This window comes from Escherichia sp. MOD1-EC5950 (assembly GCF_002965345.1).
Classification (GTDB): domain Bacteria; phylum Pseudomonadota; class Gammaproteobacteria; order Enterobacterales; family Enterobacteriaceae; genus Escherichia; species Escherichia marmotae.
Window position 1 is genome coordinate 56,654 of the sequence record NZ_PTSR01000003.1, and the last position, 21,338, is coordinate 77,991.

At 51.3% G+C, this 21,338-nt stretch carries 20 protein-coding genes and 1 pseudogene; 8 read left to right on the forward strand and 13 right to left on the reverse strand.

The features are described 5' to 3' along the window. Nucleotide 1 precedes the first annotated feature (1 nt). Nucleotides 2-604: a YebB family permuted papain-like enzyme gene (locus tag BEA93_RS04850; RefSeq protein ID WP_105224429.1), complete on the reverse strand. Its 603-nt coding sequence runs from the start codon at nt 602-604 to the stop codon at nt 2-4. A 275-nt stretch (nt 605-879) separates the two neighbouring features. Here BEA93_RS04850 and ruvA point away from each other — a divergent pair, with 275 nt between their 5' ends. Both ruvA and ruvB read left to right on the forward strand, forming a co-directional pair. Continuing rightward, nucleotides 880-1,491, forward strand: coding sequence for a Holliday junction branch migration protein RuvA (ruvA, locus tag BEA93_RS04860; protein ID WP_000580346.1), 612 nt, complete (start codon nt 880-882; stop codon nt 1,489-1,491). A gap of 8 nt (nt 1,492-1,499) precedes the next feature. After that, a complete protein-coding gene (gene ruvB / locus BEA93_RS04865) occupies nt 1,500-2,510 on the forward strand; it encodes a Holliday junction branch migration DNA helicase RuvB (protein WP_000568526.1) in 1,011 nt (336 codons plus the stop codon). Nucleotides 2,511-2,597: 87 nt separating this feature from the next. Here ruvB and dsbB read toward each other — a convergent pair whose 3' ends face one another. Together dsbB and nhaB are read right to left on the reverse strand one after the other, a co-directional pair. Continuing rightward, nucleotides 2,598-3,128, reverse strand: coding sequence for a disulfide bond formation protein DsbB (gene dsbB, locus BEA93_RS04870; RefSeq protein WP_000943467.1), 531 nt, complete (start codon nt 3,126-3,128; stop codon nt 2,598-2,600). 145 nt (nt 3,129-3,273) lie between these two features. Further along, nucleotides 3,274-4,815 (reverse strand): Na(+)/H(+) antiporter NhaB, encoded by a 1,542-nt coding sequence (gene nhaB / locus BEA93_RS04875; protein ID WP_001516544.1) that lies wholly within the window; start codon nt 4,813-4,815, stop codon nt 3,274-3,276. Between the two features lie 221 nt (nt 4,816-5,036). Here nhaB and fadR point away from each other — a divergent pair, with 221 nt between their 5' ends. Further along, entirely contained in the window at nt 5,037-5,756 is a 720-nt protein-coding gene (gene fadR, locus BEA93_RS04880; RefSeq protein WP_001516543.1) for a fatty acid metabolism transcriptional regulator FadR, read from the forward strand. A gap of 143 nt (nt 5,757-5,899) precedes the next feature. On the opposite strand, the gene BEA93_RS04885 is transcribed toward fadR, so the two are convergent. Continuing rightward, on the reverse strand, nt 5,900-7,432 hold the full coding sequence (locus BEA93_RS04885) for a SpoVR family protein (protein WP_000190867.1): 1,533 nt from the start codon (nt 7,430-7,432) through the stop codon (nt 5,900-5,902). A gap of 329 nt (nt 7,433-7,761) precedes the next feature. Between BEA93_RS04885 and dadA the strand changes: the two genes are divergently transcribed. From dadA to BEA93_RS26310, 3 genes are read left to right on the forward strand one after another with little or no spacing between them, the layout of a single operon-like run. After that, nucleotides 7,762-9,060, forward strand: a complete 1,299-nt coding sequence (gene dadA, locus BEA93_RS04890; protein WP_001266919.1) for a D-amino acid dehydrogenase — start codon at nt 7,762-7,764, stop codon at nt 9,058-9,060. A 9-nt stretch (nt 9,061-9,069) separates the two neighbouring features. Next, nucleotides 9,070-10,140: a catabolic alanine racemase DadX gene (gene dadX / locus BEA93_RS04895; RefSeq protein WP_000197889.1), complete on the forward strand. Its 1,071-nt coding sequence runs from the start codon at nt 9,070-9,072 to the stop codon at nt 10,138-10,140. 42 nt (nt 10,141-10,182) lie between these two features. Beyond that, on the forward strand, nt 10,183-10,329 hold the full coding sequence (locus BEA93_RS26310; RefSeq protein WP_420870958.1) for a hypothetical protein: 147 nt from the start codon (nt 10,183-10,185) through the stop codon (nt 10,327-10,329). Here BEA93_RS26310 and BEA93_RS04900 read toward each other — a convergent pair. Both BEA93_RS04900 and ldcA read right to left on the reverse strand, forming a co-directional pair. Further along, nucleotides 10,267-11,985: pseudogene (locus tag BEA93_RS04900) on the reverse strand (potassium/proton antiporter); the annotation flags it as partial. The gene BEA93_RS26310 and the pseudogene BEA93_RS04900 overlap by 63 nt on opposite strands. 47 nt (nt 11,986-12,032) lie before the next feature. Next, nucleotides 12,033-12,947 carry a muramoyltetrapeptide carboxypeptidase gene (ldcA, locus tag BEA93_RS04905; RefSeq protein ID WP_000077266.1) on the reverse strand — a complete coding sequence of 305 codons (915 nt, stop codon included), beginning with the start codon at nt 12,945-12,947 and terminating at the stop codon, nt 12,033-12,035. A 99-nt stretch (nt 12,948-13,046) separates the two neighbouring features. Between ldcA and emtA the strand changes: the two genes are divergently transcribed. After that, nucleotides 13,047-13,658: a membrane-bound lytic murein transglycosylase EmtA gene (gene emtA / locus BEA93_RS04910; protein ID WP_001516541.1), complete on the forward strand. Its 612-nt coding sequence runs from the start codon at nt 13,047-13,049 to the stop codon at nt 13,656-13,658. 1 nt (nt 13,659) lies between these two features. On the opposite strand, the gene ycgR is transcribed toward emtA, so the two are convergent. Next, on the reverse strand, nt 13,660-14,394 hold the full coding sequence (ycgR, locus tag BEA93_RS04915) for a flagellar brake protein YcgR (RefSeq protein WP_105224430.1): 735 nt from the start codon (nt 14,392-14,394) through the stop codon (nt 13,660-13,662). 199 nt (nt 14,395-14,593) lie between these two features. Between ycgR and BEA93_RS04920 the strand changes: the two genes are divergently transcribed. Next, nucleotides 14,594-14,848 carry a GlsB/YeaQ/YmgE family stress response membrane protein gene (locus BEA93_RS04920; RefSeq protein WP_000511315.1) on the forward strand — a complete coding sequence of 85 codons (255 nt, stop codon included), beginning with the start codon at nt 14,594-14,596 and terminating at the stop codon, nt 14,846-14,848. A 49-nt stretch (nt 14,849-14,897) separates the two neighbouring features. Here BEA93_RS04920 and BEA93_RS04925 read toward each other — a convergent pair whose 3' ends face one another. From BEA93_RS04925 to BEA93_RS04950, 6 genes are read right to left on the reverse strand one after another with little or no spacing between them, the layout of a single operon-like run. Next, nucleotides 14,898-16,868: a TonB-dependent receptor plug domain-containing protein gene (locus BEA93_RS04925; protein WP_105224431.1), complete on the reverse strand. Its 1,971-nt coding sequence runs from the start codon at nt 16,866-16,868 to the stop codon at nt 14,898-14,900. Between the two features lie 25 nt (nt 16,869-16,893). Beyond that, nucleotides 16,894-17,748 carry a ModD protein gene (gene modD / locus BEA93_RS04930; RefSeq protein ID WP_016262064.1) on the reverse strand — a complete coding sequence of 285 codons (855 nt, stop codon included), beginning with the start codon at nt 17,746-17,748 and terminating at the stop codon, nt 16,894-16,896. Then, nucleotides 17,745-18,557, reverse strand: a complete 813-nt coding sequence (locus tag BEA93_RS04935) for a class I SAM-dependent methyltransferase (RefSeq protein WP_000903986.1) — start codon at nt 18,555-18,557, stop codon at nt 17,745-17,747. The genes modD and BEA93_RS04935 overlap by 4 nt, the downstream gene beginning before the upstream one ends. Nucleotides 18,558-18,566: 9 nt before the next feature. Next, nucleotides 18,567-19,325 (reverse strand): ABC transporter ATP-binding protein, encoded by a 759-nt coding sequence (locus BEA93_RS04940; RefSeq protein WP_000173307.1) that lies wholly within the window; start codon nt 19,323-19,325, stop codon nt 18,567-18,569. Then, a complete protein-coding gene (locus BEA93_RS04945; RefSeq protein WP_001261268.1) occupies nt 19,322-20,308 on the reverse strand; it encodes a FecCD family ABC transporter permease in 987 nt (328 codons plus the stop codon). The genes BEA93_RS04940 and BEA93_RS04945 overlap by 4 nt, the downstream gene beginning before the upstream one ends. Continuing rightward, on the reverse strand, nt 20,308-21,330 hold the full coding sequence (locus tag BEA93_RS04950) for an iron ABC transporter substrate-binding protein (RefSeq protein ID WP_105224432.1): 1,023 nt from the start codon (nt 21,328-21,330) through the stop codon (nt 20,308-20,310). Before BEA93_RS04950 ends, BEA93_RS04945 begins: the two co-directional genes overlap by 1 nt. Nucleotides 21,331-21,338: the final 8 nt, after the last annotated feature.

Here is a 21,338-nt window from a genome sequence, read left to right on the forward strand (position 1 = left end):
ATTATACTGCCTCGGTCAGTTCAGGCTGAGGCGTATCTACTCCTTCGGCATGAATCAACACCAGACCCGGATGATGCCACAAACTCGCTGGCGTTACGGTTTTTCGCGCCCACGGAATTGAGCCTAAAAACCAGAATTTCCAGAAAGTAAGTTTTGCATGTGGATTGCGGTGTAATAACTCTTCAAAAGTTTCTATCTCGCCTACCGGAATACATAATGCTTCTTTATAAATATCAAAGACAAACTTTGAGCAGAACTGGCGAGATGACTCATATTTAAACCCGGTGTGATAGAGCTTGCGCAGTCGAGAGGGAACCTGTTCTATCAGCCTTTGTTTTTGCTGTTCTGTCAGCCCTGCACCTAATCGCTTTACGGCATAGCGTTGGTGAGAAGAACGTTTAATAAAATGGGACAGTGTGGTGATGGTGGAGAGGGGAACACGGCTTTCTGCGACCAGAAAATCATCGCCGTCATGACCGATAATGATCCCGACGTGATTACTCCAGCAATTTGATGCGGCAGAAATTTGGCCGAATAATGCGGCACCTATACATGTAAATACAATATCACCAGTTTCATATTCAGCAGGATAATTAATATTCACTTTATCATTCCATTGAAATAAATTTAAATATGTTTAATAACATAAAATATTTTTTTATCGCAGGTATAGTCAAGTTTATTTTTTTTGGGGTCTTTTACCTGAATATTTAATATATAAAATATTTGCTTTCAATATGACCTGGAGAATGAATTATGCAGTGACAATTCTCCGTTCATCGAGACGCCTCGCAATTTTTCTGCATCCTTCGCTGGATATCTATCCAGCATTTTTTTATCATACAGCATTATCTTTGATTCATTACGCAGGAGCGTCATGTGATAGGCAGGCTGAGAGGCATCATTCTGGAAAAACAACCCCCGCTGGTGTTACTTGAAGTGGGCGGCGTAGGCTATGAAGTGCATATGCCGATGACCTGTTTTTATGAACTCCCTGAAGCGGGCCAGGAAACGATAGTCTTCACCCACTTTGTAGTACGTGAAGACGCGCAGTTACTGTACGGTTTTAACAATAAGCAAGAACGCACGCTGTTTAAAGAACTGATTAAAACCAACGGTGTGGGGCCGAAACTGGCACTGGCGATCCTCTCTGGTATGTCAGCGCAGCAGTTTGTTAATGCCGTTGAGCGTGAGGATCCTGCAGCACTGGTGAAATTACCTGGCATAGGTAAAAAAACTGCCGAACGGCTGATTGTTGAAATGAAAGATCGCTTTAAAGGCCTGCACGGCGATCTGTTTACACCGGCTGCCGATCTGGTGTTGACCTCACCGGCAAGCCCGGCAACCGACGATGCCGAGCAGGAAGCGGTTGCTGCGCTGGTGGCGCTGGGCTATAAACCACAAGAAGCCAGCCGCATGGTGAGCAAAATCGCTCGTCCTGATGCCAGCAGTGAAACATTAATTCGCGAAGCCCTGCGCGCCGCGTTATGAGGTAAAGGATGATTGAAGCAGACCGTCTGATTTCTGCCGGTACGACCTTGCCGGAAGATGTGGTAGATCGCGCTATTCGCCCCAAATTACTGGAAGAGTATGTTGGTCAGCCGCAGGTCCGTTCGCAGATGGAGATTTTCATCAAAGCGGCGAAACTGCGCGGCGATGCCCTCGATCATCTATTGATTTTTGGTCCTCCTGGCCTGGGAAAAACCACGTTAGCCAATATCGTTGCCAATGAAATGGGCGTCAATTTACGCACAACGTCTGGTCCGGTACTGGAAAAGGCGGGTGACCTGGCGGCAATGCTGACCAACCTTGAACCGCACGATGTGCTGTTTATTGATGAGATCCATCGTCTCTCGCCAGTCGTGGAAGAGGTGCTGTATCCGGCGATGGAAGATTACCAGTTGGATATTATGATTGGTGAAGGCCCGGCAGCGCGTTCGATAAAAATCGATCTACCACCGTTCACCCTGATTGGCGCGACCACGCGTGCTGGCTCATTGACATCGCCATTGCGTGACCGTTTCGGTATAGTGCAGCGCCTGGAGTTTTACCAGGTGCCTGATCTGCAATATATCGTCAGTCGTAGCGCACGGTTTATGGGGCTTGAGATGAGTGACGATGGCGCACTGGAAGTCGCTCGCCGGGCGCGAGGTACGCCACGTATCGCTAATCGTTTGCTGCGTCGTGTGCGTGATTTTGCCGAAGTGAAGCATGATGGCACCATCTCGGCAGATATCGCCGCCCAGGCGCTGGATATGCTTAATGTCGATGCAGAAGGTTTCGATTATATGGATCGCAAGTTATTGCTGGCGGTAATCGATAAATTCTTCGGTGGTCCGGTTGGCCTGGATAACCTGGCTGCAGCCATTGGCGAAGAGCGTGAAACTATTGAGGATGTGCTGGAACCTTATTTGATTCAGCAAGGCTTTTTGCAGCGTACACCGCGCGGGCGTATGGCGACAGTGCGGGCGTGGAACCACTTCGGGATTACACCGCCAGAAATGCCGTAGAGCGGATAAAGCGTTAACGTCGCATCTGGCATTGAATTATTGACAGGATGAATCGAGACAGGCGCTCCCGCAGGAGCGCCTGATTGATTAGCGACCAAACAGGTCACGTTTTTTCGCTTTAAATGGCTGGGAAATCACCACCAGCACTGCGACAATCAGGTAAGCAACAAAAATACCGAGCAACCACTGCGGCATATCCAGACCTAAAAACTCCCACTGACGCTCAGCGCAATCACCAGAGGCGACAAACACTTGTGGCACCCATTTATCCAGCGGCAGCCAGTCTGGGAAGCGAACCATGAAATCACAGGTCATAAACGGCGAAGGATAGAGCTGGAGCATGGTGTGTTCGTAAGTTAACTGCACACCACGAAACGCGCTATACAACCAGATAATCATCGCCACATAACGCAGCGGCGTTTTCGGGGCGATAGCGCCAATCAACGCGGCACCCAGAACACCGAATAACGCGCAGCGTTCATAAATACAGAGCACGCAAGGTTTCAATAACATCACATGCTGGAACCACAGCGCCGTCAGTTCCAGTGCCAGAGCGGTAAGCGCCATTAACAACCAAGCACCCCGCCCCTGTGAACATTGGTTCAAAAATCGCAACATAATAATTTCCCTGCAATATGCATCGAATGCGCAGTTTAAACCAATTCATTCGTTGCGCCACCAGGAGGGAGTAAAAATAGGATGTAATTGAACAATTATCGGGCGGAAAGGCAAACCGGGCATGAATATGCCCGGTAAGTTGTTATCAAAGCGTTGCTATCCACCCCATTTGCATAAACCATTCAGTTACAGGGGCAAGAGTAAACTCTACGCAGAGTAGCCCGACGAGGGTCAGTACGAGGGTGTAGGGCAGAGCCATCCATACCATGCGGCCATAAGAAAGACGTATCAATGGCGCGAGAGCGGAGGTTAACAGGAACAAGAACGCAGCTTGTCCGTTCGGCGTGGCGACGGATGGCAGGTTGGTCCCGGTGTTAATGGCGACGGCCAGCAGTTCATATTGCTTCATACTGATAGCGCCGCTCTCCATTGCTGCTTTGGCTTCGTTGATATAAATCGTTCCCACAAAGACGTTATCCGAAATGGAAGACAGCAAACCGTTGAAGATATAGAACAGCGATAGCTGGGCGTGTTCTGATGCCTGCAATACAAACTGGATAATTGGGGAGAACAGTTGTTGGTCGATAATCACCGCAACTACCGAGAAAAAGACCGTCAACAGTGCAGTGAATGGCAGAGATTCGGTGAAGGCTTTGCCGATAGCATGTTCATCAGTGACACCGGTCAGTGATGTAGTCAGAATAATGACAGACAAACCAATCAGGCCGACTTCCGCCAGATGCAACGCCAGCGCGGTGACCAGCCAGACGCCGATAATCGCCTGGACAATCAGGCGAATTTTATCCTGACGTGTACGCTGGTTACGGCTTTGATCGTCAAACTGCTGCAGCACTTCGCGGACTTTCTCCGGCAGCGTTTCACCGTAGCCAAACCAACGCATTTTCTCCACTAACAGGCAGGTTAACAAACCACAAATCAGAACCGGGACGGTTACCGGTGACATGCGCAGGAAGAAATCGCCAAAATGCCAGCCAGCAGCTTTCGCAATAATCAGGTTTTGCGGTTCACCGACCATGGTCATCACACCGCCTAATGCAGTACCGACACCCGCGTGCATCATCAGGCTACGCAGAAAACCACGGAACTGCTCCAGCACCACCTTGTAATGCTTGTCGATATGGCTGTCGTCTTGCAGATCGGTATCTTCGGCACGGGAAGAAGCCACTCGGTGATAAATACCATAAAAACCCACCGCAACGCTGATCACCACGGCCACTACAGTTAAGGCATCCAGGAACGCGGAGAGAAACGCAGCCGCCACACAAAAAGAGAGCGATAACAGCATCTTGGAGCGAATGCTTAACAGCAAGCGGGTAAAGATGAACAGCAATAGCTGTTTCATAAAATAGATACCCGCCACCATAAACATCAGTAGCAGCAAGACTTCAAGATTCGCCGCCACCTCTTCACGGACGTGTTCCGCGCTGGTCATGCCTATGAATACCGCTTCGATAGCCAACAGGCCGCCAGGCAGTAGCGGATAGCATTTGAGCGCCATCGCCAGGGTGAAAATAAATTCCGCTACCAACAGCCAGCCAGCAACGAAAGGGCTGATGAGGAAAATTAACGGGTTAACAATTAAGAAAATAATGAGGGCAAGTTTGTACCAGTCAGGTGACTGGCCCAAAAAATTGCGCCATAACGCGCGGCCCCAGGAGATCTCCATGATGGTTTCCCTTACCTTACAAATAATAAATGATGTTTTTATGTTAGAACGCAAAGCTTAACGGCCAGGCAGGAGTGAGGCAAGTCTTGATAGTCAAGCGGAAAGAGATGCGGAAAATGAAGCCCTGATCCCTTTTTTCTTCTTTTTGTCTGCTATCAGCGTAGTTAGCCCTCTGGTATGATGAGTCCAACTTTGTTTTGCTGTGTTATGGAAATCTCACTATGGTCATTAAGGCGCAAAGCCCGGCAGGTTTCGCGGAAGAGTACATTATTGAAAGTATCTGGAATAACCGCTTCCCACCCGGGACTATTTTGCCCGCAGAACGTGAACTTTCAGAATTAATTGGCGTAACGCGTACGACGTTACGTGAAGTGTTGCAGCGACTGGCACGAGATGGCTGGTTGACTATTCAACATGGCAAGCCAACGAAGGTGAATAATTTCTGGGAAACCTCCGGTTTAAATATCCTTGAAACACTGGCGCGACTCGACCACGAAAGTGTGCCGCAACTTATTGATAATTTGCTGTCAGTGCGTACCAATATTTCAACTATTTTTATTCGCACCGCGTTTCGTCAGCACCCTGATAAAGCGCAGGAAGTGCTGGCAACCGCCAATGAAGTGGCCGATCACGCCGATGCTTTTGCTGATCTGGATTACAACATTTTCCGCGGTCTGGCGTTTGCCTCTGGCAACCCGATTTACGGCCTGATCATTAACGGGATGAAAGGGTTGTATACGCGCATTGGTCGTCACTATTTTGCTAATCCGGAAGCGCGCAGTCTGGCGCTGGGTTTCTACCACAAGCTGTCGGCATTGTGCAGTGAAGGCGCGCACGATCAGGTTTACGAAACGGTGCGTCGCTATGGGCATGAGAGTGGCGAGATTTGGCACCGGATGCAGAAGAACTTGCCAGGTGATTTAGCCATTCAGGGGCGATAATCCATCCAGACTGATGACAAACGCGTAATTGCCTGATGCGCTATGCTTATCAGGCCTACGTTGTTCTTGCAATATATTGAATTTTCGATACTTTGTACGCCACATCAGGCAAAAATGAGTCCTCCTCAAATGAGGAGGACTTTTTACAGATTTCCCATTCTTGGCGGGCAACGTTCCAGCAACTCGACGCTGCCATCTTCGTTTTGCTGCTCCAGCGTCACATCAAATCCCCACAAACGATGCACATGTTTCAGCACCTCTTTACGTCCCCGATCCAGCGGAGCGCGGTTATGCGGAATGTAGCGTAGAATCAGCGAACGGTCGCCGCGCAAATCCACGTTCCAGATCTGAATATTCGGCTCCAGATTGCTTAAGTTATATTGCGACGATAATCGGTTACGGATCTCCCGATAACCTTCCTCATTATGAATGGCAGAAATTTCCAGATAATTATGCCGATCATCATCCAGCACGGTGAAGAAGCGGAAGTCACGCATTACCTTCGGTGACAGGAATTGACTGATAAAGCTCTCATCTTTGAAATCACGCATCGCGAAATGCAGCGTTTCCAGCCAGTCAGAACCGGCGATATCCGGGAACCAGTATTTGTCTTCTTCCGTTGGTGACTGACAAATCCGCTTAATATCCTGGAACATGGCGAATCCGAGGGCATACGGGTTAATGCCGCTGTACCACGGGCTGTTATACGGCGGCTGGAAGACCACATTGGTGTGACTATGCAAGAACTCCAGCATAAAGCGTTCGGTCACTTTCCCTTCATCGTACAGATGGTTAAGGATGGTGTAGTGCCAGAAGGTGGCCCAGCCTTCGTTCATCACCTGAGTCTGTTTTTGCGGATAAAAATACTGGCTCACCTTACGCACAATGCGCAGGATCTCACGCTGCCATGATTCCAGCAGTGGGGCATTTTTCTCCATAAAATAGAGCAGGTTTTCTTGTGGTTCGGAAGGATAGCGGCGCGCTTCGGCAACGGTTTTCTCTTCTTCGCGTTTCGGCAGGGTACGCCAGAGCATATTGACCTGACTTTGCAGATACTCTTCGCGGCTTTTCTGCCGGGCTTTCTCCTCTTGCAGCGAGATTTTTTGCGGGCGTTTGTAACGATCCACTCCGTAGTTCATCAGCGCATGGCACGAGTCCAGCAGCTTTTCTACCTCATCAACGCCATAACGTTCTTCGCACTCGGTAATGTATTTGCGGGCGAAAATCAGGTAATCGACAATCGAACTGGCATCGGTCCAGCTACGGAATAAATAATTGTTTTTGAAGAAAGAGTTATGGCCGTAACAGGCATGCGCCATCACCAGCGCCTGCATGGTAATGGTGTTCTCTTCCATCAGGTAAGCGATACACGGGTTAGAGTTTATGACAATTTCATAGGCCAGCCCTTGTTGGCCATGCTTATACAGGCGCTCAGTTTCGATAAACTTCTTACCAAATGACCAGTGCGGATAGTTAATCGGCATACCGACGCTGGAGTAGGCATCCATCATCTGTTCTGAGGTGATCACTTCAATCTGGTGCGGGTAGGTATCCAGCCGATAGAGTTTCGCCACCCGGTCTATCTCTGCCAGATAAATATCCAGCAGCTCGAACGTCCAGTCGGGTCCATCGCTCAAACGTGTGGTGTCCTTATTCATAGAATCGATCGTCGCCATACGCGCACCTCATTGTTGTCGGTACTCTCTGTGTGGAGGACCTCATTTCAAGCATAGAACACCCGTTAAAAACCGCGTCGCCGGAGAATTTTTTTCTTTGCGATTTCTTATTATCGTAGTGCCAATAATCAGCCTCTGAACGGAATTTTCTGCTGGATAAAAAGCACCTTCAGCAGGAGATACCAAAGACGGCATATTCCCACAGCGTCAGGGAGATGTGAGCCAGCTCACCATAAAAAAGCCATATGTTGAATAATATTTTCATCTAGGTTATCAAGATGTAATTAGATTATTGTTCTTTTACTGTATCTACCGTTATCGGAGTGGCTATGCGAGTTGTCATACTGGGAAGTGGTGTGGTAGGCGTTGCCAGCGCCTGGTATTTAAATCAGGCAGGACATGAGGTCACCGTTATTGATCGGGAACCGGGAGCAGCCCTGGAAACCAGCGCAGCAAATGCCGGGCAAATCTCGCCTGGTTATGCGGCACCGTGGGCGGCGCCAGGTGTGCCGTTGAAGGCGATTAAATGGATGTTTCAGCGCCATGCACCGCTGGCGGTTCGTCTCGACGGTACGCAATTTCAGTTGAAATGGATGTGGCAAATGTTACGTAACTGCGACACCAGCCACTACATGGAAAACAAAGGGCGGATGGTGCGCCTGGCGGAATACAGCCGTGATTGCCTGAAAACATTACGTGCTGAGACTAACATCCAGTATGAAGGGCGGCAGGGCGGGACGCTGCAACTGTTCCGTACCGAACAACAATATGAAAACGCGACTCGCGATATTGCCGTTCTGGAAGATGCTGGTGTGCCGTACAAACTACTGGGATCCAGCCGTCTGGCGGAAGTGGAGCCAGCGCTGGCCGAAGTGGCACACAAACTCACCGGTGGCCTGCAACTGCCCAATGACGAAACCGGCGATTGCCAGCTCTTTACCCAGAATTTAGCGCGAATGGCGGAACAGGCGGGGGTTAAATTCCGCTTTAATACGCCTGTCGATCAACTGCTTTGCGACGGTGAGCAGATCTATGGCGTGAAGTGTGGTGATGAAGTGATTAAGGCCGATGCGTATGTGATGGCATTTGGTTCTTACTCGACAGCGATGCTCAAAGGCATTGTTGATATTCCGGTCTACCCGCTGAAAGGTTACTCGCTGACCATTCCTATTGCACAAGAAGATGGTGCGCCGGTGTCCACTATTCTCGATGAAACCTACAAAATTGCCATTACACGTTTCGATAATCGCATCCGTGTCGGCGGAATGGCGGAAATTGTTGGCTTTAATACTGAACTGCTACAGCCGCGCCGTGAAACGCTGGAGATGGTGGTTCGCGATCTCTATCCGCGCGGCGGTCATGTTGAGCAGGCCACGTTCTGGACGGGGCTACGCCCGATGACGCCAGATGGCACGCCGGTTGTGGGGCGTACACGCTTTAAAAATTTGTGGCTGAATACCGGTCACGGCACGCTCGGCTGGACGATGGCTTGCGGTTCTGGTCAGTTGTTAAGCGATCTGCTCTCTGGTCGCACGCCCGCTATCCCGTATGAGGATTTAAGCGTGGCGCGCTACAGCCGTGGATTTACGCCATCGCGCCCGGGTCATTTACATGGCGCGCACAGCTAAGGACGCGAGATGACCAGACCGATACAGGCCAGCCTCGATCTGCAGGCATTAAAACAGAATCTGACCATTGTTCGCCAGGCCGCGCCGCATGCGCGTGTCTGGTCGGTGGTAAAAGCCAACGCGTATGGTCACGGTGTCGAGCGTATCTGGAGCGCGCTCGGGGCCACCGATGGCTTTGCATTACTTAATCTGGAAGAGGCGATAACGTTACGCGAGCGCGGCTGGAAAGGGCCGATCCTGATGCTGGAGGGATTTTTCCATGCTCAGGATCTGGAAATTTATGACCAGTACCGGCTGACCACCTGTGTACACAGCAACTGGCAGCTCAAAGCGTTGCAAAACGCGCGACTAAAGGCACCGCTGGATATTTATCTTAAAGTGAACAGCGGGATGAATCGGCTGGGCTTCATGCCTGAGCGCATGCTTACCGTCTGGCAGCAATTGCGGGCGATGGCGAATGTTGGCGAAATGACGCTGATGTCGCATTTTGCCGATGCGGAGCATCCTGATGGGATTTCTACGGCGATGGCGCGTATTGAGCGAGCAGCAGAAGGGCTGGAGTGTCGGCGTTCGTTGTCTAACTCGGCGGCAACCCTGTGGCATCCGGAAGCGCATTTTGACTGGGTTCGACCAGGCATTATTTTGTATGGCGCTTCGCCGTCCGGTCAGTGGCGGGATATTGCCAATACTGGATTACGTCCGGTAATGACATTAAGCAGCGAGATTATTGGTATCCAGACACTAAAAGCAGGAGATCGTGTGGGCTATGGCGGTCACTATACCGCGCGCGATGAGCAGCGAATTGGCATTGTCGCCGCCGGATACGCCGATGGTTATCCGCGTCATGCGCCAACCGGTACACCTGTTTTAGTGGACGGAGTACGCACCATGACGATAGGGACAGTCTCGATGGATATGCTGGCGGTTGATTTGACGCCTTGCCCGCAGGCGGGAATTGGTACGCCGGTTGAGCTGTGGGGCAAGGAGATCAAAATTGATGATGTCGCCGCCGCTGCCGGAACGGTAGGCTATGAGTTGATGTGCGCGCTGGCGTTACGCGTGCCAGTTGTGACGGTGTAACTTGCTGTTAGCCGGATAAGACGCACAGCGTCGCATCCGGCGATACAAACTACATCAAATTTTAGATTCGGCTTCGTCCTCTGCCACCCGAACGCCGATCTTCAACACGGCATTATCTTCTTTCTCAGCCACCGTCCAGATCATCCCGGCAAACTCCACCTGGTCACCGACAACCGGTGCCGCGCCTAACAACTGCTGAACAATTTCACCCAGTGTTTGCTGTTTATCGCGATATTCCCGGCCGTCTTCCAGACCATATATCAGCGCCACATCAGCATATTTGGCGCTGGCTTCGAGAATGAAGTCACCAAAGAAGCGTTGATCCAGCGCGACTGGCGGCGACTGGCTGAACAGTTTACCGAGCGCCGGAAGATCGCGCTCCCGACCAATTACACACAGCACATCGCCTTCGCGCAGTCGGGTGCTGCCGGTGGGATGAAGCAACTGGTTATCACGAAACAGTGCCGCAATACGCGTCTCTTTTGGCATATGCAGATCGCGCAGTGCCGCACCCACGCACCATTTATCGGCACTTAACTGATAAACAAACTGCTCCCACGGGTTTTCCGGGTGAATATCCAGGCCAACGCGTGATACAGGACGTCCGACGGGCGGAACCACGACTTTGGCTTTTTTCGCTGCCCACGAGAGTGATGTTCCCTGTAATAGCAGTGAAACCAGCACCACGAAGAAGGCGACGTTAAAGAACAAGCGCGCATTTTCCAGCCCCGCCATCATCGGAAATACTGCCAGAATGATCGGCACCGCGCCGCGTAATCCCACCCAACTGATAAACACCCGTTCGCGCAGATTGAAGCCGCGGAACGGTAATAATCCGGCAAATACCGACAGGGGACGGGCGAAGAAAATCATCCATGCGGACAATATGAGCGCCGGAATGGCAATAGGCAGCAGGTCGCTCGGATTAACCAACAGGCCGAGCACGAGGAACATGGCGATTTGTGCCAGCCAGGCGAGGCCGTCGAAATTTTGCAGAATGCCGTAGCGGTTGCGAATCGGGCGATTACCCAGCAGAAAACCGCACAGATAAACTGCCAGAATACCGCTGCCTTCCAGCGCCGTGGTTAAAGAGAAAATCAGGATACCGCCGCTTAATGCCAGCAATGGATACAAGCCCGCAGGCAGAGCAATGCGGTTAATCATTTGCAGCAGTAAATAACCACCGCCAAGACCGATCACAATTCCCAGCCCAAATTGCTGCAGAATATCGACAACGAACATCCAGCTAATAGTGCTTTCATGATGCTGGATCATCGCAATCAAGGTAATCGTCAGAAAGACGGCCATCGGATCATTGCTGCCGGATTCTATCTCCAGCGTTGAGCCAACACGTTCGTTAAGTCCCTTGCCGCCAAGCAGAGAAAAGACCGCTGCGGCGTCGGTGGAGCCGACAATGGCACCGATTAATAAGCCTTCAATCAAATCAAGATTAAACAACCACGCCGCCATCATGCCGGTTAAACCGGAGGTGATAAGCACGCCGACTGTCGCCAGTGAAAGCGCCGGACCTAATGCAACGCGAAATGAGCTGGCCTGGGTTCGCATCCCGCCGTCGAGCAAAATAATTGCCAGCGCCAGATTACTTACCATGTAGGCAAAAGGATAATTATCAAACGGAATGCCGCCGACGCCATCGACGCCCGCCAACATGCCAATCGCCAGGAAAATAACCAGAATCGGAATGCCAAGGCGGGAAGAAAATGAACTAAGTAAAATACTACTGGTGACAAGGATGGAGCCTAAGATGAAAAGGCTAATGATTGTTGCGGCATCCAACGGTCGGTTACTCCTGATTACGCTGTCTCGTACTATAAACCCTACCATATTCACGGCAGAAACAGCGTTTTACTTGGCCCTGAAGCGTGATTTTTTTACGCTTTCAGAACAGGATGACCGCTTATTGTCATCCGTGTGCCTCTTTTATCGTTATTGAGTATGGCATGTGCGCCCAACGGCAGTGTAACCGTGCGTTGTTCATGACCAAAATCGAGGCCGGTGATGAGTGGGATCGACAGACGAGAGCGCAAGAACGCGTAAACTGACTCCAGGTTGTAACCCGCGTCATAATCATTTGGCGCGCTGCCACTGAAACTACCGAGAATGATCGCGCTCTGGCGATGTAAAATACCTGCGTGATAAAGCTGTAACAACATGCGCTCGACGCGGAAAGGATGCTCGTTGATATCCTCCAGCACCAGAATGCCGTTCTCGATTTGCGGCATCCAGGGCGTACCAATCAGCGAAATCAACATCGCGAGGTTGCCTCCCCACAACGTGCCTTCGCTCTGACACGCCGGGCCTTCCCCTTGCCATTCAATGGCGAACGTTTCATTACGTAACGCCAGCCAGAAATGGTGCTCGGTAAAGGCGTTCAACTCATCCGCGCCAAAATTCGCCACCAGCATCGGTCCGCTAAAGGTGATGACATTGCCTTGCGCCAGAAGAGCGCACTGAATGGCCGTAAAATCGCTATGCCCGCAGATGAGCAACGGATCATGTTGTTGGCGAGTTACCAGTGCCTGCCAGTCAATGTCTGCCAGTAAGCGACTGGCACCGTAACCGCCGCGTACTGCCAGTACGATAGTGTTGGGTGACGTCAGCCTGGCAAGGGCATTGATATCCTCCAGTCGCTCCGTTTCCGTACCAGCAAAACGCTCACAGCGTCGGGCAATGACCTCTACGTTATTGACCTGATGACCTGCATCCGTCAGGCGTTGAATACCGCGCTGCGCGGCGTGCTGATTAATGCAGTAACCCGACGGGGCGATTAAGTGAAACTGAGACATGGCAATTCCTTGCTGACAACAGAAACGAATTGTATATCATGCCGCTTAGGTGTGCTGTTGTCACCTCAACGGCGATTCCAGGCTATAAGGATAGATGAAGTGAAATTGAGATGGTTTGCCTTTTTGATTGTGTTATTAGCGGGTTGTTCATCTAAGCATGACTACACGAACCCGCCGTGGAACGCGAAAGTTCCGGTACAACGTGCAATGAAGTGGATGCCAATAAGCCAGAAGGCCGGTGCGGCCTGGGGTGTCGATCCACAATTGATCACGGCGATTATCGCTATTGAATCGGGCGGTAACCCAAACGCGGTCAGTAAGTCGAATGCGATTGGTCTGATGCAGTTGAAAGCCTCAACGTCCGGACGTGATGTTTATCGCCGCATGGGGTGGAGTGGCGAACCGACAACCAGCGAACTGAAAAACCCGGAGCGCAATATCTCAATGGGGGCGGCTTACCTGAATATTCTGGAAACCGGCCCGCTGGCAGGAATTGAAGATCCGAAGGTACTGCAATATGCACTGGTGGTGTCATACGCCAACGGAGCTGGCGCGCTGTTACGGACTTTCTCATCAGATCGGAAAAAGGCGATCAGTAAAATCAACGATCTGGACGCTGACGAGTTCCTCGAGCATGTAGCGAAAAATCATCCCGCACCGCAGGCACCGCGCTATATCTACAAACTCGAGCAGGCACTGGATGCGATGTAACTCAGTCGCGTATTTTGTCCGCTTTCTCCCGGGCTTCCCGTTCGAGTGAGAAAATAATTCGCTGTAATTGCCGCTCCACCGTCGGGCCGACGTTAAGAAAACGAAAGCTCAGACGGGGAGTGGAGATGGTTTCATTTTTGCCATCAATCAATTTGCGTTCGCTGATAGCCAGTAACTGGGCGTCAAAGTGAAAAACTCCCCATTGTCCCATGTTGACCTCAATCTGTGCGAAGCGCATGCCTTCGTGCAATCCGGCTGGTTTTTCCGTTTCCAGCAATGCGCCCATGCCACCTAACGATAAATCATACAGGCGAAAACGTAACGTACTGTTATCTGCCAGTTTGGTCTGGCAATAATAAGGCGGATGAAGTGGGGCGGAGATGCGAAAATATCGGCGTCGTTGTACAAACCATAAGGCGGGAGGGAGTGTGGTGATGAACGCAGGAAGCTGCAAATACTCACTTTGCTGTAATTGTTCAACAGTAAACTCGACTTTCGCCCCCTGAGTTTCGGCGGTAATAGTAATGTGCTGCGCTTTAAGCGCTGTATTATTGTCTTCTGGTTGACTGCCGTGATCCAGCACCAGTTTATCAGGGCTTATTGCCAGTATTTTGCTGATCAACTGACCGCCTGACCAACTGATACGCAAGGGAACAGCGGCTTTGTGCAAATCGCGTAAAACGCCCAGGACTGCTAACGGATTTTGTTTCAGGAACTGCTCATGGTAATGACTCACGCGGAAAAACTCCTGACCGACAAACTGTCTTTGGTTTATCGGTAGTGATTAACAAAACTTAATACAAATGCGTGAATATTTTTTACACGTTGATCTTAAATCAACCGACAGACGCCAGCATCGATCCAGCCCTTGCCTATACTTAGAGCGTTGACGTAAACATTTTCTGCGTCCGATTCATCGAAACGAGGGCCTGAACATGGGAATTATTGCCTGGATTATTTTTGGCCTGATAGCCGGCATTATCGCCAAGCTGATCATGCCAGGGCGTGATGGTGGTGGATTTTTCCTGACCTGTATTCTCGGGATAGTCGGTGCGGTTGTCGGCGGCTGGCTGGCGACCATGTTTGGCATTGGCGGTTCCATCAGCGGTTTTAATTTGCACAGCTTCCTGGTGGCGGTGGTCGGCGCTATCCTGGTTCTGGGGGTATTTCGCCTTCTGCGAAGAGAATAAGATTTTCATAAGGCGGATAGCGGTGCTGACGCCGCTATCCGCTTTCAAATCAGAACGTATACTCCACACCTGCCCAGAAATTACGCCCTTCTTCAATAAACCCTTCGCTGTAGGCATATTTCGTATCAAACAGGTTATTGACGGACGCATTGACGCTGAAGCCATGACCTAAGGCGTAATCGGCACGAATGTGGGTCACCGCAAAACCGGCGGCTTTTTGTGTACCGTCGCTGTTGCTGTAGCTGGAGGAACGCGCCTCTTCCGACAGCGTTACGCTTAACTGCTCCCACGGTTTGAGTGTCATCCATGCAGTCATTGTCTGTGTCGGCAGATCGGTTATCTTGCCGATATCTTTGCGTTTGGCATCGGCATGAATCAGAGCGTAGCTCAATCCTACATCCAGTACATTGCTGATTTTCCCCTTAATACCGGCATCCAGGCCACTGTAATCTACCGTGCCGCTGTTCTGGTTTTGAATGGTATCGGCATCGATATTGTGTGAAAGGATGGCGTCACTTACCCGGTTATAGTAAACGCTGACTTCAAATCCCCAGGCGCGGGTGAAAGCGCCATTCCAGGTTAAATCCACTCCGCGAGCGCGTTCTGGCTTAAGTTGTGGATTAACAATGGCTATCTGGTTATACGCCGGTTTGGACGTGGTATAGCGTTCTTTCAGTGTCGGGAAGCGCGTGCGGTCATAGTATGAAAGCGCCAGCGTGTCTTCATTGGCAAAGTGGTATTTCCCCATCACCTGCCAGTTAAAAGCTGACTGATTGTTGTCGTCATAATGGGTGATGCTGCCATCTTTTTCGTGTTTTTTCGCTTCTACGCTATCACGCCAGTCGTAGCTGATCCCGGCCACAACATCCAAATTATCAGCAGCAGCCCATTGATATTCACTGGCGAGCGACCAGGTACGATCTTCATAGCGATCGTAAGCGGCGTGAGGTGCACCTTTTTCCCGGTGTACGTCATCCTTCCAGTTAACGGCAAACGACAGCAGATCGTTTTCACGTACATCGGCCGCCAGTTGTAATCCGGCACCATCGCTGTAATCGGAATAGTGACTATAGCTACCGTTTTTACTTTTCAGATCGGCCAGCGAGTTGTACATCATGAGCGTATTTTCAAAGGTGTCGCGATACAGCCGGCTTTTCAGGGTAAAACGGTCGTTTAGCTGTGTGGTTCCCTGATAGTAAAAACTTTCTTTGTCATACTCCGGCCACTGCCAGTAGCGTGACTTTTGGCCACTGTTTCCGCTGTATGGCGGGTTGTCTTTTTCGCCATCCTGCTTAATGTAAGTCAGCGTGTATTCATCGTTTTCACGCGGTGTAAAACCGAGCTTCACAATGCCGCGTTTGTCATCGGCAGATGAGTTAATCATCTTGCCGCGCTTGCCTGCAATATCATTATTAACACCGTGTGGCAGGCCGAGAAAATCCTGTTTTAGCTGGCTGCCGCTGACTTGCAAGTATCCCAGAACGCTGCTGGCGGCAAATGAAGCGTGCATATCGTAGGCGTTGTCCTGACTACGACTCCATCCCTGACGATATCCCAGACTCGCTTCCAGCGGTTTGGTCGGTTTCTGAGTGGTGATGTTTATGGAACCCCCCATCTGATTAGGTCCCTGTAGCAGTGAGGAATACCCTTTGGAAACTTCGACCGCGCCCAGATTGTTGGTTAAAATCCGCGCCAGATCGAGGTTACCATCATAGGGAACATAAATAGGGACGCCGTCGAAATAGACCGGCACCTGACGGCTATCAAAACCACGAACTTTGACCTGTTCTTCGTTGCGGCTGCCTGATTTTTGCAGCACCACGCCGGGAACGACACTTAATGCCTGAGCAACATTTTGTTTATCCAACGCCTTTATGGTGGGTTGATCGAGAATGGTGGTCGTCGTCGATGATACAGGGCTGGACCATACAGTCAGTGTGTCGCTCTCTTGAGCTGCTACGGCCTGCTGGGCAAGTGCAATTGATAATGCTGTGCAGAGATAATGTTTTTTGAATCTCATAAAATAAATTCCGTTTAATAAAGAATTAAAAAGAGGCTTTGGGTTTCAGACTGACTTTGATATCAGCCGGTGCCGCGTAATAAGGCGCGGAGGTAATAAACAGTCGGATGCCACAATCGAGGTAATTTTTGAGAGTTGTCAGATTAATTCCACCCGTCAGAGCCAGCGTGCAGTGAGGAGCCAGTGACGGTGCTTTTTGCGCAATTTCCGTTGCCTGCTGCGGACTAAATTTGTCGAGCTGAAGTACGTCTGGTTGCGCGCGTAACGCGGCAATTGCCTCTTCAGGCGTATCGGCTTCAACAACGATTTTCTTCTCCGGTGCGTGGCGACGTAACTGAGCGATTGCGCCCGACCAGTCCTGCTTGTCGGCAAGAAAATGACGGTGGTTGGCAAACAATAATATGGTCTCCGCACATCCGGCACGGTGAATCAATCCCCCTGCGGCCAGAATTGCCTGCGCTGCCAGTAAACGGGTGCCGGGGATCGCTTTTCGGGTGCAGGCAATATTGCCATCGGAATAACGTTCGCGAAGCAGCATCAACATTTGAGCGAGATAATCAGACACGCCGCAACTCCACTCCAGCACGTTCTGGACTGCTTTCCACCCCTGATGAAGTGCAGCGGCATTGCCATGTGCCCGGATTAGACGCTGACCCGGGTTCGCTAGTGAACCGTCGCTGACAGCATCATCGATGGTTAATCCCAGTGTAGTTAACATCTTGCAAGCCACCGCCACGCCACTGACGCAGCCGCCCTTGCGGTGAAAAAAATCAATAACACCAGGCTGTTCACCGATGCCTAATGCGCGTGTGGTCAGGTCACCGCCTTGGATGTCCTCCAGAAGTAACGCATCGATTTGTGCCTGAGAAATGAAAATCATCGCAGTGCCTCCTGTGGCACGCTGTCCCACCAGATGAGTGCCCAGTCGCGGCTGGCAGGGGCGAGGGCGCGAGCATCCTGTTGTTGATACCAGCGATATAACCGTTCGCGTTCATCGTCGTTAAGCGTGCCGAGACTCCAACTGACGTTCTGCTCAAAACGTTCCCAGGTACTGTTATCCTGTTGGCAATTTTGCCCACGGATAAAATCAACGTGAGCATAAATTCCCATCTGATACAGCACGTTAAGTGCAAAGATATAGTTGGGTAATTCGATCACTTCCCGACCTGCCGCCCGCTGGATGGCAGGGGAGACGAACGAGGTACTGACAAGATGGGTGGTATAGACGCGTAACCGTGCCTGATTATTCAGTTTGGTCATCGCCTGGCGCATGTCAGCCACCAGCGTGGATCGGGAAGCCACGGCAATATCGCAGCGTGGCAGGTCACTCCAGTCCTCTTCCCAGGCGCGTTGGATCCAGTGGACATTGTCGGCCTTCATCGCGGCGGCGCGACGGGCGGCAACGTTCAGCATCCCCTGACTGTAATCAACGCCATAAACGGTAGTGACTTTATCAGCCAGTGCCAGTGACACAGTGCCCGGTCCACAGCCCATATCGAATAAGGAATTTGCGCCCTGCAGGTCAATTTTAGCGATCAGTTGTTGCAGATAGCTGTCCGTTGGCGAGGCGCAATTCTCGGCCATTTTTTCCGCCCGTTGATCCCAGTGATCTGGCGTTTTTTCTGTTCGGTGAGCCAGCTTTAATTGCTGAAGATAAAGGTCTGCAAAATCAATATCATCAATGAGCATGATTGTTCCTTAGCGTTTAATGGCAGAGAGGTGATGATGAATCTGGGCGGCGGAAACCCGATACAGGGCTGCCAGTTTGTCCATTGTCAGTTGTTCAGCCGGTAAGCCTTGTGTTACGCGTCCATCTGGCTCAACCCGGATAACGCTGTCGGCAATGGCGTTAGCATGTAGCGGATGATGGGTCGACATCAGCATCGTCATTCCGTTATTTTTTAGCTGCGCCAGGGTGTCCAGCAGTTGGATCTGATGACCAAAATCGAGGCTGGAGGCAGGTTCATCCAGTAACAACAAGCGTGGTTGCTGAAGCAGGGCGCGGGCGATTAATGCCATCTGGCGTTCACCGCCGCTAAGGGTATTCCAGCGCCTTGTCGCCAGATGCGAAATACCCAGCTTTTCCAGTTGCTCTGTGGCTTTCAGGCGTTCTTGCTTACCGGGGACGGAAAACGTCCCCATTATTGGAGTCAGTCCCATTAACACCATGTCCAGTACACTGAAAGCAAAAACACCGTCGTGCGCTTGCGGCACCCAGGCAATAGCTTGCGCGCGCTGGTGATGGCTAAGTTTCTGAACAGGTACGCCATCCAGCAAAATCTCGCCACCTGACAATGGAATCACGCCAAGAATGGTGCGCATCAGAGTAGTTTTACCGCAGCCATTGGCTCCCAGCAGGCAACAAATTGATCCCTGAGACAGGTTGAAGGAAACGTCGTGTAGCACCGGATGGCGGGAGTAACCCAGAGAAGCATGACGGACGGCAAGCAAAGTCACTGGCGACCTCCGCGTAACAACAACAGCAGAAAAAATGGTGCACCAACAAAAGCGGTCAGAATGCCGAGCGGGATTTCTGTTGTCCCAATGCTTCGCGCCAGTGTGTCGGTGAGCAGAAGCAGAATGGCACCTGTAGACATCGCCACAGGCAATAGTTGCTGATGGTTGTGACCAGTCAACAAGCGGGCAATATGTGGGACGACGAGGCCGATCCAACCAATAATTCCTGCTATTGCCACTGTGCTGGCGGTGATTAGCGTGGCGCAGATAATCAACCCTAACCTCAGGCGCGCAACATTCAGCCCCAGCGAGCTGGCTTCATCGTCGGAAAGTGTGAGTAAATTCATGCGCCAGCGGAGGAAAAACAGGGGCAGGGAGCCAATTAGAATGATCGGCGCAGCGTAGTAAAGATCACGCAAGGTTACGGTGGACAGCCCTCCCAGCAACCAGAAGGTTATTGAAGGTAACTGGGTGTAGGGATCGGCCAGAGTTTTTATTAGCGAAATTCCGGCTCCGCATAGCGTACCCAGCGCAATACCGACCAGTACCAGAGTTAAGACCGGATCGTGGCGGGTAACCCGGCGTGTAATCAACCAGACACCCGCGACGACCAACAGTCCGCCGCAAAACGCGTACAGTTGGATGTAAACAATCGATAATCCCCACAGGATTGCCGCGCAGGCTCCGAGTCCGGCACCCGCGGAGACACCCAGAATATCTGGTGAAACTAAGGGATTACGGAACATACCCTGATAGGTGGTTCCCGCCCCCGCCAGCGCAGCGCCCAGTAACAGCGCAGCAAGAATGCGCGGTACGCGGATTTGCCAGAAGACAATGTGTTCCTGCACTGGGACATCTTCTTGACGAAGAATGAGCGCCAGCAACTGCTGCATATCGAGATGATAAGCCCCACTTACGGCAGCAAAAGTGATGCTGATGGCTGCCAGCAGCAAAAGCAAAATAAACCCGTTCACTGTTCTCATTAGCTCGCCACCATTTTTTGATAGTCGGCGTCACTTAATGTGCAATGCCAGAACAGTTGGGCGTAACGCTGCATATCATCTTTAAACTGGCTGTTGACTACGGGATCGAGCCAGGCATGCAATCGGCGTAACCCCAAAAGGCGATTGATTCCTGGTGGGGCATCCAGCCAGCCAAAGGGCAAACCAGTTAAAAATAAGATGCGTCGTTCCGCGACAGCTTTTACCCCCTGCCAGAGCGTGTCGTTACGGATAAAGTCAGCAGTGACGGGATCCTGAACCAGAATAATATCCGGCTGCCAGCGCAGCAGGTTTTCCATGGATACTTGCGCCAGCCCATGACGATCGGCAATTTGTGCAACATTGTGCAGACCTAATAATTCTGCCGCCTCAGTATGCAACGAACCTTGTAAACCTGTTTCCAGCCCCCGGGCACCACGCGCGGCATAAAAGCGAATGTTGGCAGCGGGCGAGGCGGCGAACGCCTGAGCTTCACGAACGAAACGGTTGGCGAGACTGGCTTGTTCTGCGGCGCGGTTTTCTTCGCCTAACGTTTTGCCCAGCGTTGTTAACTGTTCTGCGGATTGCTCCAGTTTCCCGTTAAGCAATAACCAGGGGATTTGTGTCTGCTCGCTAACCTGCCGGGCCTGGGAGATCCAGGTGTCATCTGTATTGCCGCAATCAACGACCAGATCGGGCTGCAATGCCATCAGCCCTTCCATCGAGAGCGAACTGGCGCGCCCGGCAAGCCGCCCAAGTTTAGGTAAATGGCGAATCGCCAAAGGTAATGGAATAGCCGCTTCGCGGGCAAAGTCAAAGGAAGAAAAACCGACCAGTTTTTCCGGAGCGACAGCCAGCAAAAGCAGATCCGCAGGCGCACCAGCGCTGACTATGCGCGTAATCTTTTTTGCGTCGGGGAGCATCGGTGAGGCCCAGAATTTAACGGGTTGTGCAAAGGACGGCAAATGATACAGGAGCAGGGTGGATGCAAGAGCCTGCGTAAACATCCGTCTGGTTAGTGGCATGAGTAATA

What these genes read in the sequence shown, in the direction of transcription:
- BEA93_RS04950 (WP_105224432.1), bottom strand. Translation starts at nt 21,330, where the DNA reads ATGCCACTAACCAGACGGATGTTTACGCAGGCTCTTGCATCCACCCTG.
- ldcA (WP_000077266.1), bottom strand. Translation starts at nt 12,947, where the DNA reads ATGTCTCAGTTTCACTTAATCGCCCCGTCGGGTTACTGCATTAATCAG.
- BEA93_RS04925 (WP_105224431.1), bottom strand. Translation starts at nt 16,868, where the DNA reads ATGAGATTCAAAAAACATTATCTCTGCACAGCATTATCAATTGCACTT.
- BEA93_RS04945 (WP_001261268.1), bottom strand. Translation starts at nt 20,308, where the DNA reads ATGAGAACAGTGAACGGGTTTATTTTGCTTTTGCTGCTGGCAGCCATC.
- ruvB (WP_000568526.1), top strand. Translation starts at nt 1,500, where the DNA reads ATGATTGAAGCAGACCGTCTGATTTCTGCCGGTACGACCTTGCCGGAA.
- dsbB (WP_000943467.1), bottom strand. Translation starts at nt 3,128, where the DNA reads ATGTTGCGATTTTTGAACCAATGTTCACAGGGGCGGGGTGCTTGGTTG.
- BEA93_RS04885 (WP_000190867.1), bottom strand. Translation starts at nt 7,432, where the DNA reads ATGGCGACGATCGATTCTATGAATAAGGACACCACACGTTTGAGCGAT.
- BEA93_RS04920 (WP_000511315.1), top strand. Translation starts at nt 14,594, where the DNA reads ATGGGAATTATTGCCTGGATTATTTTTGGCCTGATAGCCGGCATTATC.
- dadA (WP_001266919.1), top strand. Translation starts at nt 7,762, where the DNA reads ATGCGAGTTGTCATACTGGGAAGTGGTGTGGTAGGCGTTGCCAGCGCC.
- nhaB (WP_001516544.1), bottom strand. Translation starts at nt 4,815, where the DNA reads ATGGAGATCTCCTGGGGCCGCGCGTTATGGCGCAATTTTTTGGGCCAG.
- dadX (WP_000197889.1), top strand. Translation starts at nt 9,070, where the DNA reads ATGACCAGACCGATACAGGCCAGCCTCGATCTGCAGGCATTAAAACAG.
- modD (WP_016262064.1), bottom strand. Translation starts at nt 17,748, where the DNA reads ATGATTTTCATTTCTCAGGCACAAATCGATGCGTTACTTCTGGAGGAC.
- fadR (WP_001516543.1), top strand. Translation starts at nt 5,037, where the DNA reads ATGGTCATTAAGGCGCAAAGCCCGGCAGGTTTCGCGGAAGAGTACATT.
- BEA93_RS04935 (WP_000903986.1), bottom strand. Translation starts at nt 18,557, where the DNA reads ATGCTCATTGATGATATTGATTTTGCAGACCTTTATCTTCAGCAATTA.